Annotated in this window: 12 protein-coding genes; 8 read left to right on the top strand and 4 right to left on the bottom strand. The window is 33.0% G+C overall.

Translation table 11 applies throughout. The features are described from left to right. Window positions 1-90 precede the first annotated feature (90 nt). From ACJ6WR_RS22695 to ACJ6WR_RS22705, 3 genes are all read left to right on the top strand, one after another. Window positions 91-1,272 (top strand): MFS transporter, encoded by a 1,182-nt coding sequence (locus ACJ6WR_RS22695; protein ID WP_086895397.1) that lies wholly within the window; start codon window positions 91-93, stop codon window positions 1,270-1,272. A 214-nt stretch (window positions 1,273-1,486) separates the two neighbouring features. Continuing rightward, on the top strand, window positions 1,487-2,761 hold the full coding sequence (locus ACJ6WR_RS22700; RefSeq protein WP_409416603.1) for a histidine-type phosphatase: 1,275 nt from the start codon (window positions 1,487-1,489) through the stop codon (window positions 2,759-2,761). 434 nt (window positions 2,762-3,195) lie between these two features. Continuing rightward, complete coding sequence (locus ACJ6WR_RS22705; protein WP_409416604.1) at window positions 3,196-3,855, top strand: GNAT family N-acetyltransferase; 660 nt, start codon at window positions 3,196-3,198, stop codon at window positions 3,853-3,855. A 258-nt stretch (window positions 3,856-4,113) separates the two neighbouring features. Here the strand turns inward: ACJ6WR_RS22705 and ACJ6WR_RS22710 are convergent, their stop codons facing one another. From ACJ6WR_RS22710 to ACJ6WR_RS22725, 4 genes are all read right to left on the bottom strand, one after another. Then, window positions 4,114-4,896, bottom strand: a complete 783-nt coding sequence (locus ACJ6WR_RS22710; protein WP_039117379.1) for a hypothetical protein — start codon at window positions 4,894-4,896, stop codon at window positions 4,114-4,116. Between the two features lie 160 nt (window positions 4,897-5,056). After that, a complete protein-coding gene (locus tag ACJ6WR_RS22715) occupies window positions 5,057-6,565 on the bottom strand; it encodes a TolC family protein (RefSeq protein ID WP_409416605.1) in 1,509 nt (502 codons plus the stop codon). Between the two features lie 9 nt (window positions 6,566-6,574). Next, a complete protein-coding gene (locus tag ACJ6WR_RS22720; RefSeq protein ID WP_409416606.1) occupies window positions 6,575-9,688 on the bottom strand; it encodes an efflux RND transporter permease subunit in 3,114 nt (1,037 codons plus the stop codon). 33 nt (window positions 9,689-9,721) lie between these two features. Next, the gene (locus ACJ6WR_RS22725; protein ID WP_409416607.1) at window positions 9,722-10,828 is read right to left on the bottom strand and encodes an efflux RND transporter periplasmic adaptor subunit; all 1,107 of its coding nucleotides are present in this window, start codon (window positions 10,826-10,828) and stop codon (window positions 9,722-9,724) included. Window positions 10,829-12,096: 1,268 nt separating this feature from the next. Between ACJ6WR_RS22725 and ACJ6WR_RS22730 the strand changes: the two genes are divergently transcribed. The 5 genes from ACJ6WR_RS22730 to ACJ6WR_RS22750 all read left to right on the top strand — a co-directional run bounded on the left by ACJ6WR_RS22730 (window position 12,097) and on the right by ACJ6WR_RS22750 (window position 15,430). Continuing rightward, complete coding sequence (locus tag ACJ6WR_RS22730) at window positions 12,097-12,819, top strand: hypothetical protein (RefSeq protein WP_409416608.1); 723 nt, start codon at window positions 12,097-12,099, stop codon at window positions 12,817-12,819. A 268-nt stretch (window positions 12,820-13,087) separates the two neighbouring features. After that, window positions 13,088-13,234, top strand: coding sequence for a hypothetical protein (locus tag ACJ6WR_RS22735; RefSeq protein ID WP_409416609.1), 147 nt, complete (start codon window positions 13,088-13,090; stop codon window positions 13,232-13,234). A 67-nt stretch (window positions 13,235-13,301) separates the two neighbouring features. Further along, entirely contained in the window at window positions 13,302-14,273 is a 972-nt protein-coding gene (gwsG, locus tag ACJ6WR_RS22740; protein WP_409416610.1) for a grasp-with-spasm system ATP-grasp peptide maturase, read from the top strand. Next, window positions 14,263-14,445: a hypothetical protein gene (locus ACJ6WR_RS22745; RefSeq protein WP_409416611.1), complete on the top strand. Its 183-nt coding sequence runs from the start codon at window positions 14,263-14,265 to the stop codon at window positions 14,443-14,445. Before gwsG ends, ACJ6WR_RS22745 begins: the two co-directional genes overlap by 11 nt. Then, entirely contained in the window at window positions 14,435-15,430 is a 996-nt protein-coding gene (locus tag ACJ6WR_RS22750; protein WP_409416612.1) for a hypothetical protein, read from the top strand. Before ACJ6WR_RS22745 ends, ACJ6WR_RS22750 begins: the two co-directional genes overlap by 11 nt. The last annotated feature ends 8 nt before the right edge of the window (window positions 15,431-15,438 follow it).

The raw sequence follows: 15,438 nt of genomic DNA on the forward strand, positions 1-15,438 counted from the left end.
ATTTAAACTATTTTTACATAACAATTTCTTCAATTATCCGTTAGTTTGAGGTTAGAGTTTTGCCTATCTTTGCATTTCTAAAAATACCTCATGAATTCCCCTGTAAAAGCCGTTCATCCAATCTATAATCTTCAGTTTGGATTAGTATGTTTAAGTTCCTTACTCTTTTCTGCTAGTTTTAATATGCTAATTCCTGAACTTCCAGAATATTTAAGCAATATGGGTGGAGCAGAATATAAAGGATTAATTGTTGCGCTTTTTACATTAACAGCCGGAATTTCAAGACCATTCAGTGGTCGGTTAACCGATACATTAGGTAGAGTTCCTGTTATGGCAGTCGGATCAATTGTATGCTTTGTTTGCGGAATTCTCTATCCAATTTTAGGGACGGTTTCAGGTTTTTTATTCTTGCGACTAATTCACGGATTTTCTACAGGATTTAAACCTACAGCAACAGCAGCTTATGTTGCCGATATTGTTCCGAGAGAACGTTGGGGCGAAGCGTTGGGCTTACATGGTCTTTGTTTTTCTATCGGGATGGCATTAGGGCCAGCCATTGGGAGTACAATTAAGATATATTCATCCATGAACATGCTATTTTATGCATCTTCCGTTTTTGCTCTTCTGTCCATTGTCATTCTAATGAATATGAAAGAAACGTTGAAATACAAACAGCGTTTTAGCTTGCATATCCTAAAAATTTCCAGAAAAGATATTATTGCTGTCGAAGTTTTACCTGCAGCCATAGTAACATTCCTTTCTTATATGGCATATGGAGTCATACTTACATTAATCCCCGATTGGAGTCAGCATTTAGGAATAACCAACAAAGGCTTATTCTTTATGGTTTTTACAATTACATCGGTAATGATTCGTTTTGGAGCAGGAAAAGCATCCGATAAATATGGGCGTTTACATTTAATTGGGATTGGACTTATCTTTTTAATAATATCACTAATCATTGTTGGCTTTTCAACCTCAATTAGCGGACTTCTAGTAGGAGCAGCAATTTACGGAATCGCTACAGGAATTGTTTCACCTGCTCTAAATGCCTGGACTGTCGATATGAGTTTTGCAGATCATAGAGGTAAAGCCATGGCAACTATGTATATTGCCCTTGAAGCAGGAATTGGTCTTGGCGCACTTGTTGCCGGATGGATGTATCAGGATGTAATTGCAAACATTCCGATGCTTATGTATGCCAGTGCAACAATGGTTTTCCTTGCACTTGGATATGTTTGGATGCGATTGCGAAAAGCTGAAAAAGTCTAACTTTTTTCATAACGCCAAATAGTACTTACAATACGTTTATTTAATCATTTCTCGTTGCTTCGATTTTAGCGAAGTGTATTTTCATGCACCACAATTTTATCAAACCGATAATACTCACATAGAAAAAGATGTTAATGATAATTTAATGATCAAAATAACCGCAATCATTTTCTAGTATTTACAATATATTTACTTCGCAAAAAACTAAACCAAAATGAAAAAAATCCGTTTATCATTATTATTTACGCTAGCTAATTTGTCTATTATTTTAGCCCAAACTACCCAACAAGAATTATTTGATACTCCCGAAAAAACTGCTGGTGTACATTACGCTTATCCAGATAAGGATATTGTAGCTTATACACCGGTACCAAAAGGATATGAGGCATTTTATATCAGTCATTTTGGGCGACATGGTTCCCGTTATTTAATAAGTGATAATGATTATAAAGATGTTATCAACCTATTTGAAGATGCTAATAAAAATGGAGCATTATCTTCTTTAGGCAAAGATGCTCTAAAACGATTGCAGGAACTTTGGACTGAAGTAGAATTTAGAGGGGGCGATCTTACGCCATTAGGACAAAGGGAGCAAAGAGGAATCGCAGAACGTATGTATGCGCATTATCCAAAAGTTTTTGCAAAAGATGCTCAAGTAGAAGCCAGTGCCACAACAGTTGTGCGTGTTGTACTAAGTATGGATGCTTTTAGCGAACGCATTAAAGAACTTAATCCAAGCCTGCAAATTTCTCGAAATGCGGGTATAAAATGGCAACAGTATTTAAACTATCATACAAAAGAAGCAATTGCTTTTAGATCTGCTAAAGACACATGGAAAGAAGAATTCCTAAAATTTGAAGCTAAACATACAAACCCAGATCGTTTAGTAAATTCTCTATTTTCTGATACTGATTATATCGTTAAAAAAGTAAATCCTGATGATCTCATGAAAAAGTTATTTGCCATAGCGGGAGGGATGCAAAATACCGAAACAAAACTATCCTTTTATGATTTATTCGAAAAACAGGAATTGTTTGACCTATGGCAAAGTGGCAACTATCGCTTGTATGTAAACGATGCAAACTCAGCCCTTAATAACGGAATCATGTTTGAAAACCAAAAGCCTACATTAAAAAATATTCTGGAAAGTGCCAATAAAATAATTACTTCTAAAGGAAAAGGAGCAACTCTACGTTTTGCTCATGATGGTAATATAATTCCGTTGGCGATGTTACTTCATTTAGACGGAAGTTATAATAGCATCTCAGATCCTGCTAAATTTTATGAAGCTTGGAGCAACTTTAAAGTAGCGCCAATGGCTGGGAACATACAAATTGTATTTTTCAGAAAATCAAAATCAGATGATATACTTGTAAAATTCCTTCTGCACGAAAAAGAAATCCTTGTTCCAACTATACAAACAGATAAAGCACCATATTATCACTGGAAAGATGTGGAAGCTTATTATAAAAGTTTGCTTGCTACTTAATTTTATTATGATTGTAATAAATAAACCTTTCGCAAAGAAGTAATCCTGAGGCTTCGGGCAATGTCATTAAGTTAAGCAATAATTTTAAAAATGATTTAAGATTTTTGACTAACGTCCCGAAGCGTCGGGATTGATTTCAGATATGTGAAACCGATTAAAATAGGTGTTTTTTTTATTTATTAACACCAAATCAAAAGTCTACAATCGTTGATCTTAAATCTAAAATCTCTTAACTTAATGACATATCATTATGATACAATCTTATCATAATGATAGGGATAGAATCTACCAATAAATATCTTATTATTGGCGTAAACCAAGCAAAGACAGCTTGTAACGCTTAGACAGCAACCATAAACCTACATTGGTATGTAATTTGAATATTTCATTTTGTATTAGCATTATTAATAAAATCAAAATACGCTAAATTAGATATGAAAACCCGACAACGTACCATAAGTTTTTCAGACAACCCTTTTTTATTGTCTGATCCATTCCCAGACAAAACAGCCTTATTATTAGGTATTCAACCAGTTGAGGAATTACTAACTTTCACCATTGAAATCGCCAATGCCAACCATCTATTTTGGATAAAAGAAATTTGCGAAACGACCTTATCATCGGCTATAGCACGGGGAACAGGAATCTCAGGACGTTCTCCAGAATCGCTAGAGGAAAAAATGAAAAAGGGAGAAGCTATTATTGCTTTTGCATCTGACGGAACATGGGCAGGTTTCTCTTTTATCTCTTCTTGGGGTAATGGACAATTTGTTTCTAATTCAGGATTAATAGTCGCTCCACAATTCAGACATACTGGTCTTGCCAAAAGAATTAAAAGAAAAATCTTTTGGCTGAGCCGCCAAAGATATCCTAATGCTAGCATATTTAGTCTAACCACAGGGCTGACAGTAATGAAAATGAATCATGAACTCGGTTTTGAACCCGTTACTTATTCTGAATTAACTACTGACGAACGATTTTGGGAAAGCTGCAAATCCTGTATTAATTGCCCCATATTAATGAGTAAAGAAAGGAAAAACTGTTTATGTACGGCAATGCTTTATAATCCAAAAACAAAACCTAATGAATTTTAAAATATAATCTATTGGTTGTAATTATTTTAACACATAGAAACATAGATTTTGGATTCTCAGAATAGGTGTTTTACTTGTTTAAAATAAACATAGTTCTTTATGTTAAAGAAATGTATTTCTTTTCGTTGCTCTTTTTTACATATAAAATCTATGTTTCTATGTGTTTAGTAAATTTTTCAGGACCTGAGCGAATATTTAATAAAAAAAACACAAGCTTTAGAAAATTAGGCAAAAGATTAAGTATTGTTTTTTAGGGGTTTATCTTTTGGTTTGTTTGATGATTTCTTTCAATGTTAACCATTGTTCTTCTTTTATGAAATGATCTCCACTCTCTTGTGTATGATGTCCCGTAAAAAAGATTACGGGCATTATTTTCTGAAATTTCGGGTCATATTCTTCATTTCCGTCTCTGATTACTTTATGGTTTAAAGAGCAGAACAGTTCAATATCGGTTCCGATTTTACGGGCAATTATATTTTTTACGTCCCAGGAATACCCCCAATACTTTTTCTGATTTTCAATGATAATCGGATTGATATAAAGCAATATTTTGTCTTTTCCTGTTATTAAATCCTGATCCCTAATAGTGTAATCAGCACCATCCTCGTCACCGTTTGTTTCAAATATTTCAGGTTCAGGATCATCATCTAAATTTATAAACCAACGATAATGAAAACCGTCATAATGTTTTGCTTTTTTTATAATTTTATATTCCGATGAAATCCAGTATTCATTTCCAATTCCTAACGAATCTATCGCCGTTTTACAGATATAATCAGGAATTTTATCGCCTGTAAAATCAACACTTTCTACGCTTTCAATTTTTTCTGTGATGACTTTTCTAAGTTCATCCGTAGCGGGTATCATTTTGGTTTTTATAAAATAAACAGCCGTTGATGAATCTGTAATTATTGATGCTGCATTTTTTTCTTCTTGTTTTATACTGTCAGGTGTCATAGAGGTATTTTCCTGTTTTACAGTATCCTTACAAGAAATTAAAAGCACCGTTAAAAAAATAAAAAGTATAGATTTCTGTTTCATTTTCAGGTTTTTAGAGATTATTCCCAGCCTTAACGGGTTCTTTTTGATGTTTTTTAAAATCGATCAAAAATAATAAAAAAGGGTTAAGTTGAGACTAGTCTAAAAAAATAAACCCGATACAACATCGGGTTCATTATGATTAAGTTTACTTATAAAAAAATTAATTTATTCCTCCACCCAGAGCTTTATACAATAATATTTGAGAGTTTACATTCTTTAATTGCATATCGACAAAATCAAGTTCAGCCTGAAGTCTGTTTTTTTGCGCACTGATTATTTCAAGATAATTTGCATATCCGCTCAAATACAAATCATTCGAAACATTTACTGCAATTTCAAGGTGCTCAATTTCCTTTGATTTATATTCAAGCACATCTTCAAAAGCTTTTGTACGATATAATAATGCACTCAACTCATTGTAAGCAACAGTGATAGATTTTTGATATTCAAGAAAACTAATTTGTTGTCTTTTATTGGCTGTAAAATATTCATGCTTAATTTGGCCTTTGTTAAATACCGGAGCTGTAATTCCTCCAAGTAATTGCCAAGCAAACGAGCCGCTATCAAAAAATGTGGAGAAAGAGAAGGAGTTAAATCCAGCATAACCACCCAAGTTTACAGTCGGAAAGAAAGCAGCACGAGCAGATTTAGCATCGGCTTTTGATGCCAATAATTCAAAATACGCTTGTGATACATCTGGTCGGTTGTGAATAATAGAATCAACACTTATTTTTTGATTCAAAACCTCAAGATGTCCTGATAAGAATTCTTTACTTCTGGTAATCTTACCACCATATTCTCCCAACAAGGTCAATAAAGCTTTTTCGGTTTGATCAATACTAAGATTTAATTCTTCGGCTTCAGCCAAAATATTATTGTTTTGAGCATTAAATTGCTGTACGGCTAATTCAGTTGCCTTACCAACAGACCTTTGTGCAGAAACGATATCAAGTGCACGTTGCTGTGTTTTAAGGTTTTTTTCATAAATAATAGCTTGTTTATCTAGCGCTATCAGTTTATAATATAGTTCGGCAACATCGCTCAAAAGTCTGGTTTGTAATAATCTCATTCCTTCTTGTGAAGCAAAAAATCGCTGACGAGCAGCTTTTTTTCGATTGCTTAATTTCCCCCATATATCAGCTTCCCAAGATACTTTTCCGCCTAAGAACAAATTAGGGGTAAGATCTGTATTGATTCTTTGCTTTTCTGATATATTCTGAGAAAAATTGGTATCAAAGTTTCCTACGCCATCCATTGTATATTTACCATAACGCGTCCCCGAAAGGTCAGCCCCCAAATCAAATGATGGGAGCAAAGCCAGTTTAGCAACTTTTAGATGAGAATTTGCTATCTGAATTCTTTCTTGCATTGCCAGATAATCAGGATTTTGAGCAATAACGATATCTAATATTTTTTCTAATTCAGGATCTTTAAAATATGTTTCTGTTTTTACAGGAATAAAAACCTGCAAACTGTCTGTTGTTGTTTTACGATTAACATCAAAGTTCTCTGGCAATGTTTTAGCCTTTTGCTGTTCTGCCACCTTAGGGGCAGAACAAGCAAATAATAGCATAGTAAATACAATTGGCAAAACATACATTGCTTTTCTTCCTTCGAAACTTACCGAAGGTGTTGTATTTTTATAGAATTTATTAAGTGAATTTTTCATTGTTTAAATTTATTTTTTCGAAGCTTTTTCAAGTTTTGCGAATAGTATATAAAGACCAGGAATGATTAAAAGACCAAAAACAGTCCCGATAAACATTCCTCCAGCTGCCGCAGTACCAATAGAACGGTTACCAATTGCACCCGCACCAGAAGCAACACATAAAGGTATAAGTCCGGCAATAAAGGCAAATGATGTCATTAAGATAGGTCTAAAACGAAGTCTGGCACCTTCTATAGCAGCTTCAGTTATACCTTGTCCTAGTTTGTTTTGAGCCATCGCAAACTCTACAATCAAGATGGCATTTTTGGCCAGTAGTCCTATAAGCATTACCAAGGCAACCTGGGCATAAATATTATTGTCTAACCCCACAGCGAGAAGCGCAAGATAAGAACCAAAAACACCTACAGGAAGCGATAATAGTACAGGGAAGGGTAGTAGCAAACTTTCATATTGAGCGGCAAGTAATAAGTAAACAAACAACAAACACAGGGCAAAAATGTATATCGTTTGGTTTCCAGACAGGATTTCTTCTCGGGTCATTCCTGACCATTCCAGTTCAAACTTGCCTGGGAGTTTTTCGGCAGCAATTTTTTCTACAGCTGCAATGGCTTCACCAGAACTAAAACCTGGAGCAGGTTCGCCATTGATCATCGCCGACATATACATATTATAACGTGTAAGAACTTCTGGACCATAAACGCGCTCTAATTTTACGAATGTAGAAAACGGAACCATTTCGCCTGCATCATTCTTAAGATACATATCTAGTATACTTTCAGGATTTTTTCTGAACTGCGGACTTGCTTGTACCATTACTTTATACATCTGAGAAAAACGAATAAAGTTTGTAGCATAAAACGATCCCAACATTGTTTGTAAAGTCGACATAGCATTATCTACAGAAACCCCTTTTTTGGCTGCAAGATCATAATCAATATGTATCATATATTGAGGGAAAGTAGCATCAAAACTCGTAAATGAATTTTGTATTTCGGGCGTGGCATTTAGTTCCTTTATAAAGTTTTTAGTAACTTCATCTGTGTTACTAATCGGACCTCCAGTTTTATCTAGTAAACGGAGTTCGAAACCGCTAGTATTACCAAATCCAGGAACTGTAGGCGGAGCAAAAACTTCAATTTGCGCATCTGAAATGCCTTTTGTTTTCTCTGTTAATTTTGCAATAAAGTCGTTTACTGATATATCTCGATTACTCCAATCTTTTAGGTTAATCATTCCCATACCGTAAGATGCACCAGCGATTTCGGTAACAATACTATAACCTGCAAGTGTCGTTACATTATCTACACCTTCTATTCCTTTTGCTATACGTGTTACTTCATCAAGTACTTTATCTGTACGTTCTACTGTTGCACCTTGTGGTGTAGTTACACTCACATATACCATCCCCTGATCCTCAGAAGGTATAAATCCTGAAGGTAAAAGAGCTGATGTTCCCCAAGTAAGAATACAGAATAAAACTAAAAGTCCTATCGTAATTGTGCTACGGTCTGCAAGTTTAGAAAGTACGTTTATATATTTTGAAGTGATTTTATCAAACCATTTATTAAATCGATAAAAGAAACGGTCTAACAATGATGTTTTCTCTTTGTTTGGATCATGTCGCCTAAGCATTATAGCACATAGAGCAGGAGTTAGCGTAAGCGCATTTATACCCGAAATTACAATACTAATAGCCATAGTAAGCGAGAATTGCCTATAGAAAACCCCAACAGGCCCGCTAAGGAAAGCTACAGGAATAAATACAGCAGCCATTACAATAGTAATTGCAATAATGGCACCCGTGATTTCTTTCATCGCACTTATGGTGGCGGGTAAAGGATCCATGTGTTCTTCCGTAATTTTAACGTGTACGGCTTCGACGACCACTATGGCATTATCGACGACAATTCCTATCGATAGTACTAAAGCAAAAAGCGTAAGAAGGTTTATAGAGAAGCCCATCATCGACATAAAAGTAAATGAACCAATAAGAGCTACAGGCACCGCCAATACAGGAATTAGTGTAGAACGCCAGTCTTGAAGGAATATAAAAACTACAAAGGCAACAAGAAGGAAAGCTTCTACAAGAGTCACTAAAACTTCGTCTATAGATGCATCAAGAAAACGAGATACATCATAAGCAATATTATAATTCATTCCCGGAGGAAAAGAAGTTCCTTTTAATTCTGCCATTTTTGCTTTTACGCTGGCAATTACCTCAGATGCGTTAGAACCTGGTCTTTGCTTAAGCATAATCGAAGCCGAAGGTTTTCCGTCAGTCTTAGAAACCATTCCGTAGCTCATAGATCCCAATTCTATTTTTGAGATATCTTTCAGTTTTAAGATAGTACCATCAGAATTGGCTCTTAGCGGTATTTCTTCATACTGTTTAGGCTCATAGAATTTTCCTCCGTATTTTATAACATACTGAACGTGACTGTCCAGTTGTCCTGATCCTTCACCAACTTTACCCGGAGCAGCAGATATATTTTGCTTTTGCAATGAGTTTATAACTTCGTTTGCCGAAATATTATAAGACAGCATCTTTTGCGGATCAAGCCATACTCGCATCGAATATTCTTTCTGACCCATAATTTCTGCACGTCCAACACCATCAATACGCTTTAATTCCTGAAGAATATTAATATCCGTAAAATTGAAGATAAACTGTTCGTCCTGAATCTTATCTGTACTAGTAACATTCAGGTACATCAACATACTGTTAACTTCCTTCTCGGTAGTTACTCCGGCACGTATAACCTCTTCGGGAAGTTCATCCAGAATTGTGGTAACCCTGTTTTGTACGTTTACCGCGGCCAGATCGGGATCGGTTCCTACTTCAAAAAATACTTGAATCAGCGTTAAACCATCGTTTGATGTAACTGTAGACATATAAGTCATTCCCGGCACACCATTTATGGCTCGTTCCAAAGGAAGCGCAACTGCATTGGCAGAAACTTCGGCATTAGCACCAGTATATTTTGCTGTAACTGTTACCGATGGCGGAACGATATCTGGAAATTGTGTTATAGGTAGCTGGAATAAAGCTAATATTCCGAGCAAAACTATCATAACCGAAATGATTAATGATAATATTTTTCTTTTGATAAACATCTCTATCATTTTATATCTTTTTAATTGTAAGTATGGGGTTTATTACAAGCTTGCGCTTTGCATTTGTTTAATATTGATTTTATCTCCGTCTCTTAGTGATTGAGTTCCTTCTTGTACGATAAGATCATTCTTTTTCAACCCTTTGTTTAAGATATATACATCATCAAGAGTGTTTGCAATGGTAATATTGGTCATTTTTACGATGCCCTCTTTGTTTACTACAAACACAAATTGCTTATCCTGAATAGAGAAAACTGCTTTATGAGGAATTAGCATAACATTGGTTCTTGGCTCAGAAATAATCAATTTTCCTGATGTTCCATGTTTTATAAAACCTTGCGGATTATTAAATTTGGCTTTGTATTGGATAGAACCCGTTTGTCTGTCAATCTCTCCATCGGCAGTTTTAAGTTCACCTTGTTGGTCATATACCATTCCGTTTGGTAATACCAGTTTTATATCCCCTTTAGTATTCAGGCTTTTGTCTGCCATCATCTGGAAATAGATATTTTCTGGTATAGAGAAATAAGCATATACATCGTCTAACTGAGAAAGTGTAGTTAGGAGTGAACCATTTTCGACAAGACTTCCTTCCTTAAACGGAATACGATCTATTGTACCATCAAATGGAGCTCTTAATGTGGTAAAACTTATTTGCTGATTAATTGATTTTTTCTCAGCAGCAGCATGAGCAACTTTGGCTGTAGCCGCATCGTGTTTTGCCTTAGATAATTCTAATTCCTGATTTGCAATTACCTTTTTATTAAAAAGAGTTTGTGCTTGCTCAAGCTCCACATTTGCCATTCTTAGGTCTGCCAACATGCTTTTGTAAACAGCATCAGCTTTTATAAGTTGTATTTGTAATTCGGCATCGCTAATCTTAAAAAGAATTTGCCCTTTTTTCACCATTTGTCCTTCGCTTACATATACTTTATCTAATAATCCTGGTATACGTACATGGATTTCAACATTATTTTTGGCGTGCACATCTGCAACAAATCGGTTAGAAACTACAGTGTCTCTTAAAGTTATCTTGTAAACTGGTAGTGTTTTTATATTGGCAGAGTCTTTTTGGGCTTTATCTCCGCAAGAGGTTAGAAATATTAACGATAAACCGTACAATAGGAATTGTTTTTTACTAATAATCATGATTAATTTTTAAGGTATTATATAAATATGTTGCCTCCCAAATAATGATTTATAGGGAGTTGCAAATGAGAAAATATTGAATATGGAAGTGTATCGTATATTCCCTGCTGAGAGAATACCGTTCGTTAAGAATTATTTTTATAAGTTATAACCCCTTTATAATAATGAAAAACATTATTACAAAAGAGACTTCATATAAAAATACACAATCTTAAAATCTAGAAAAGTTGATATAAGTGTAGGTGAGTATGTCGCTGATTTTCATATATAGTAGCGATACTATAAATAACATTGTCCTTTAAAACCTTAAAGTGAACTAACTGGGTGTAGTAATCTTTTTTTAAGGCACTTGATTCAGAACTTACAATGCGATTTTTAATCTTTTTGATTATAAAATGCACGTCCAAATCATTAGACATTGATAGAGTAGAAGATACAGTCTCTAAAATATGTTCTTGTCCATTATAATTATCTAGTTCAAAAGAGTATTTGTAAAATTCCGTGCTACCTAAAAGGGAAAGCAAGAATAATAAAATAACAGATATAAACTTAATATGTTTCATAGGTAAATAGGCAGATACTTTTCTTTTTTAGTATCTAAATAAATAGTCTTATAAGTGATAAGCCGCCAAATATAATACTTTGCAAAATTAATGTTTATTAAATTTTCTTTAAAAAAACATGATTTAAAAGTTATCAATAGTTAATTAACTAATTCATAGCATTTTTAGAATTCCTTTAATTTAGATAGGTCATAAAATTTTGTAGTCTTATTTCCCGATAGCGAAACTTATGGGCTAATATTTATGGGGATTTAGGGTTTTGTAGGAGAAATGGAATAAAATAAAAGTTAGGATAAAACAACAGTCGATCAACTAATCAACTTCATTAAAACACGTATAAATACTTATTTGTAAGTTGTTGATTATCAATAAATTTACACTATGTGAATATTCAGAATCAAGGAACGGGTAAACAGGAATGAATGTTTTTGGAAAATCAGATAATATTAAGAAAAACTTTTATTGTTTGCTTATTTTGTTTTATGGTTTCGATGAATTTAGAACAAAAGCCGACAAAAATTTGACTCCTATTAAAAAGCTAAAAAAATGGCTATGAATTGGAATCAATTGAAGCTTTTGAGTAATGACAAAAATCTACTTAATGAATGATGTTAAAGGTATTAAAGACTGAAAACATAGTATTAAAAAGAAGGTTGGATATATTAAAGTCTTTTAAAACCTAAAAATTAATTTAATTACTTTTTTATGAAACGCACATTGTTTAAACTATCGCAAACCAATACTGCTCCATTCGTTTTAATTTCGCTGCTTTATTCAATATTTCTTTTAGGACCATTCATATATTTTGCATTCTTAAAAAGTAGCCCACATACTTCTTATTATGTTAGTGGGGAGGTAGCCGTACCAAGTAACCCTAATGATAGTACTGAAATTGAAATGGGTGTTGCTCCTGCAAACAATTTTGACGATGAAGATGTTCATGGGGGAGATAGAGATGTTGATGAAAGTGAAGGGAGTAATACAGTAACAATGCTTAATGCTTTAACTGACGATTGGAAGTCGAATTCTGAATCAAGGGAATTTAGAATGTTAACTAGAGTTGCAACTTTTAGCCTAATTTGTGGATTTGGAGCATTGGGAGCAGCTATAAGTTTGATTACTCGAACAAGAAATAAAGAATTGGTTCATGAGGATTTTTCTCTATCCGAAATATTAGCAGTTCAAACAATTGGAGCAATCTTTGCAATGATATTGGGTTTTGCTTTTTTGGGGAATATGATTAGCGGCACTTTGTTTCCAAACCCTAGAGTTTTTTACAGAATTTTATATATTCCTCCTGCGTTTGGAAAGTTGGTCGTTTGGTCTTTTATAGCAGGATTTAGCGAGCGGCTGGTTCCAAATATCCTAAACAATCTGACTAAAAAAAGTGATATTACAAAAGGAGACTCAACTGAAACTCCAAATTAGGACATAGCATAATATCGTTTCAAGACATGACAAAAATATAAACCTCAATAGAAGTAATTCTATTGGGGTTTTGTGTGAAATATACTTTTGAGTTTCGATTTCTACCTCTTCGCCAGTACCCTTTCTATCTATCAAATCAAAACTATAATTTTAATTTTGTGTAGGAATTTTTTGAGTAATATAATATGATTTTAGGATAATATATTATTTAAAATAATATCAAAAAGCGTAGATATTTGCTTACAATTAATTATAAAACCATAAAATTATGAAAAAATTAGAAGATTTCGAATGCGAAAAAGTAGAGATTAAAAATGTAGTTGGAGGAGGAGAAAAAGGCAAGGCGTACACATTTTGTCAAGTTCCAGGACAGGAGCTAAACGACTTTGATGGTATGGATCCAGCTAGCAAATAGTATTCTTATTTCAATTTATGTATTTAGGCATAATTTATATGCCTAAATACATTTTAGAACATACATTATGATTTTAATATTAAGCAAACCTGACGATAGAGATACCGATAATGTTATTGAATGGTTGAATTTTTTTAAGACTCCAGTTATCAGGATTGATGATGAAGAATTAATGCTGGGAAAATCATATTTTTCATATAATGTCAATTTTATAGAAAACTCCTATTTCGAAAATTCTACGCAAAGAGTTTACATAAAGGATATTACCGTAGTCTGGTGCAGAAAGTTTGGTTTTCTAACTGATTATGAAAGAAAGCTTACTCTTGTGAGGGATTTAACTGATTTTTTGTATAGTGAATTTAAAGCCTTGCGAGAGTTAATTTTGCATCTTTTGGAGGATAAAAAATGGCTTTTTAAAAGAAATTTATGGAAGTCTAAGTTAGAGATTCTAAATGAAGCAAAACAGGTTGGATTAAGTGTTCCGAAGACAATTATAACTACAGAACGAAATAATCTTGAATCATTTTTAAAAGAGAATAATAACTTTATAATAACAAAACCGATAGCAGAAGCCGTACATGTAAAACTGTCAAATAGTTCAATGACCTTTAGTACTAAAAAAATAGAAACGGTAAAGAACTTAAATAAAACTTTTAGCCCGTCTCTGTTTCAGGAGTACATTGAGAAAGAAATAGAACTAAGAGTTTTTTATATTATGGGCAAATGTTATTCGATGGCAATATTTTCGCAAAGTAACCCACAAACTCAATTAGATTTTCGAGCGTATGATTGGGAAAATCCGAATAGATTTATTCCTTATCAGCTTCCTGAGTATATCGAAACTAAAATAGATATGCTGATGAAAAAGTTGGAACTCAATACAGGATCAATCGATTTAATCAAATCATTGAAAAATGAAGAATATTATTTTTTAGAAGTTAATCCTTCAGGACAATTTGGGATGACTGCCTACCCATGTAATTTTCCTCTTCATAAAATAGTTGCCGAAAATTTAATCTTACTTAATAATGAAGAATAAACGAAAAATAAGTTTACCAGTAATTGCTGAGCCTGCCAAAGATGATCTTGTTCTTACAATGAATTATAAAAGTTACTATAAATATGTTGAATCGAAGTTTTACCAAACTTCCAAAATTATTTGTAACGAATTTGATAAGCCAGTATATTTAAAAAATTCAAATGATAAATAAAAAATTCAAACTGTTTTCTAATTGTTTTTCAGTAAAAGGTATCAATAGAGGATTAATAATAGATGTTCAAAGGAAAAATTATTATCCAATACCTAATCAAGTAATTGATTTAATAAATGAATATTCTGGTAAAGAAATATACTCCTTATTTGAAGATTTTCATAACGACAAGAATGTTTTAAAAAAATATATTCGTTTTTTCCTTTCCAATGAATTAGTTATTGTAAGTAATGATATAAAGCGATATCCAGCAATAAGTAATAGTTTTGAGCGTCCTTATAATCTAGACACAATAACTTTAGATTCCAGTTTATCTACAACAATTTCACAAGAATTTTTAGAAAGTAAAATTGATAATTTGGGCGTGTCGAATCTTAGAATAATATGTAAAGATTATGATTTGCAAAAATTGACAGAAATACTCAAATTCATTAATAAAGCAAGAGTAAAATCTGTTGTTTTGTATATAAAACATAATGCAGGATTAGAAAGTGAATTAATTAAACTACAAAATAAATTTGCCCGAATAACTGAAGTTATTTTTTATGAAGTCACTAAAAATGAGCCAATAAAAAGCAAATTTATTTATGAAACAAAAACATTGGAAGAAACTTTATCTATGAAAATTAACAATCAGGATAATTTCTTATTGGACCTCTTTAATTTCAATGAATCCCTAAAATATAGTCTAGCCTACAATAGAACAATATATATTGATTCTTTAGGAAATATAAAGAGATATATTAGTGATAAATCAATTTTTGGTAATGTTGCTATTCATGATCTAAACGAAATTGTTCTTAAACCTGAAATAACAGATTTCTGGGAGATTAATAAGGATAAAATAAAGATTTGCCAAGATTGCGAATTCAGATATATCTGCCCAGATGGAAGCATTCCTGTAAAAACAGCCGAAAATAAATATTATGCCTATTCTCAAAGTTGTAATTACAATCCGTATGCAAACACATGGCTTAATGGCTAAAAAATAGT

It is taken from the genome of Flavobacterium sp. PS2 (assembly GCF_046250155.1).
Taxonomy (GTDB): domain Bacteria; phylum Bacteroidota; class Bacteroidia; order Flavobacteriales; family Flavobacteriaceae; genus Flavobacterium.

Bases quoted from the DNA above. Each gene is read 5' to 3' on its own strand.
- ACJ6WR_RS22695 (WP_086895397.1), top strand. From the start codon at position 91: ATGAATTCCCCTGTAAAAGCCGTTCATCCAATCTATAATCTTCAGTTT.
- ACJ6WR_RS22700 (WP_409416603.1), top strand. From the start codon at position 1,487: ATGAAAAAAATCCGTTTATCATTATTATTTACGCTAGCTAATTTGTCT.
- ACJ6WR_RS22705 (WP_409416604.1), top strand. From the start codon at position 3,196: ATGAAAACCCGACAACGTACCATAAGTTTTTCAGACAACCCTTTTTTA.
- ACJ6WR_RS22710 (WP_039117379.1), bottom strand. From the start codon at position 4,896: ATGAAACAGAAATCTATACTTTTTATTTTTTTAACGGTGCTTTTAATT.
- ACJ6WR_RS22715 (WP_409416605.1), bottom strand. From the start codon at position 6,565: ATGAAAAATTCACTTAATAAATTCTATAAAAATACAACACCTTCGGTA.
- ACJ6WR_RS22720 (WP_409416606.1), bottom strand. From the start codon at position 9,688: ATGATAGAGATGTTTATCAAAAGAAAAATATTATCATTAATCATTTCG.
- ACJ6WR_RS22725 (WP_409416607.1), bottom strand. From the start codon at position 10,828: ATGATTATTAGTAAAAAACAATTCCTATTGTACGGTTTATCGTTAATA.
- ACJ6WR_RS22730 (WP_409416608.1), top strand. From the start codon at position 12,097: ATGAAACGCACATTGTTTAAACTATCGCAAACCAATACTGCTCCATTC.
- ACJ6WR_RS22735 (WP_409416609.1), top strand. From the start codon at position 13,088: ATGAAAAAATTAGAAGATTTCGAATGCGAAAAAGTAGAGATTAAAAAT.
- gwsG (WP_409416610.1), top strand. From the start codon at position 13,302: ATGATTTTAATATTAAGCAAACCTGACGATAGAGATACCGATAATGTT.
- ACJ6WR_RS22745 (WP_409416611.1), top strand. From the start codon at position 14,263: ATGAAGAATAAACGAAAAATAAGTTTACCAGTAATTGCTGAGCCTGCC.
- ACJ6WR_RS22750 (WP_409416612.1), top strand. From the start codon at position 14,435: ATGATAAATAAAAAATTCAAACTGTTTTCTAATTGTTTTTCAGTAAAA.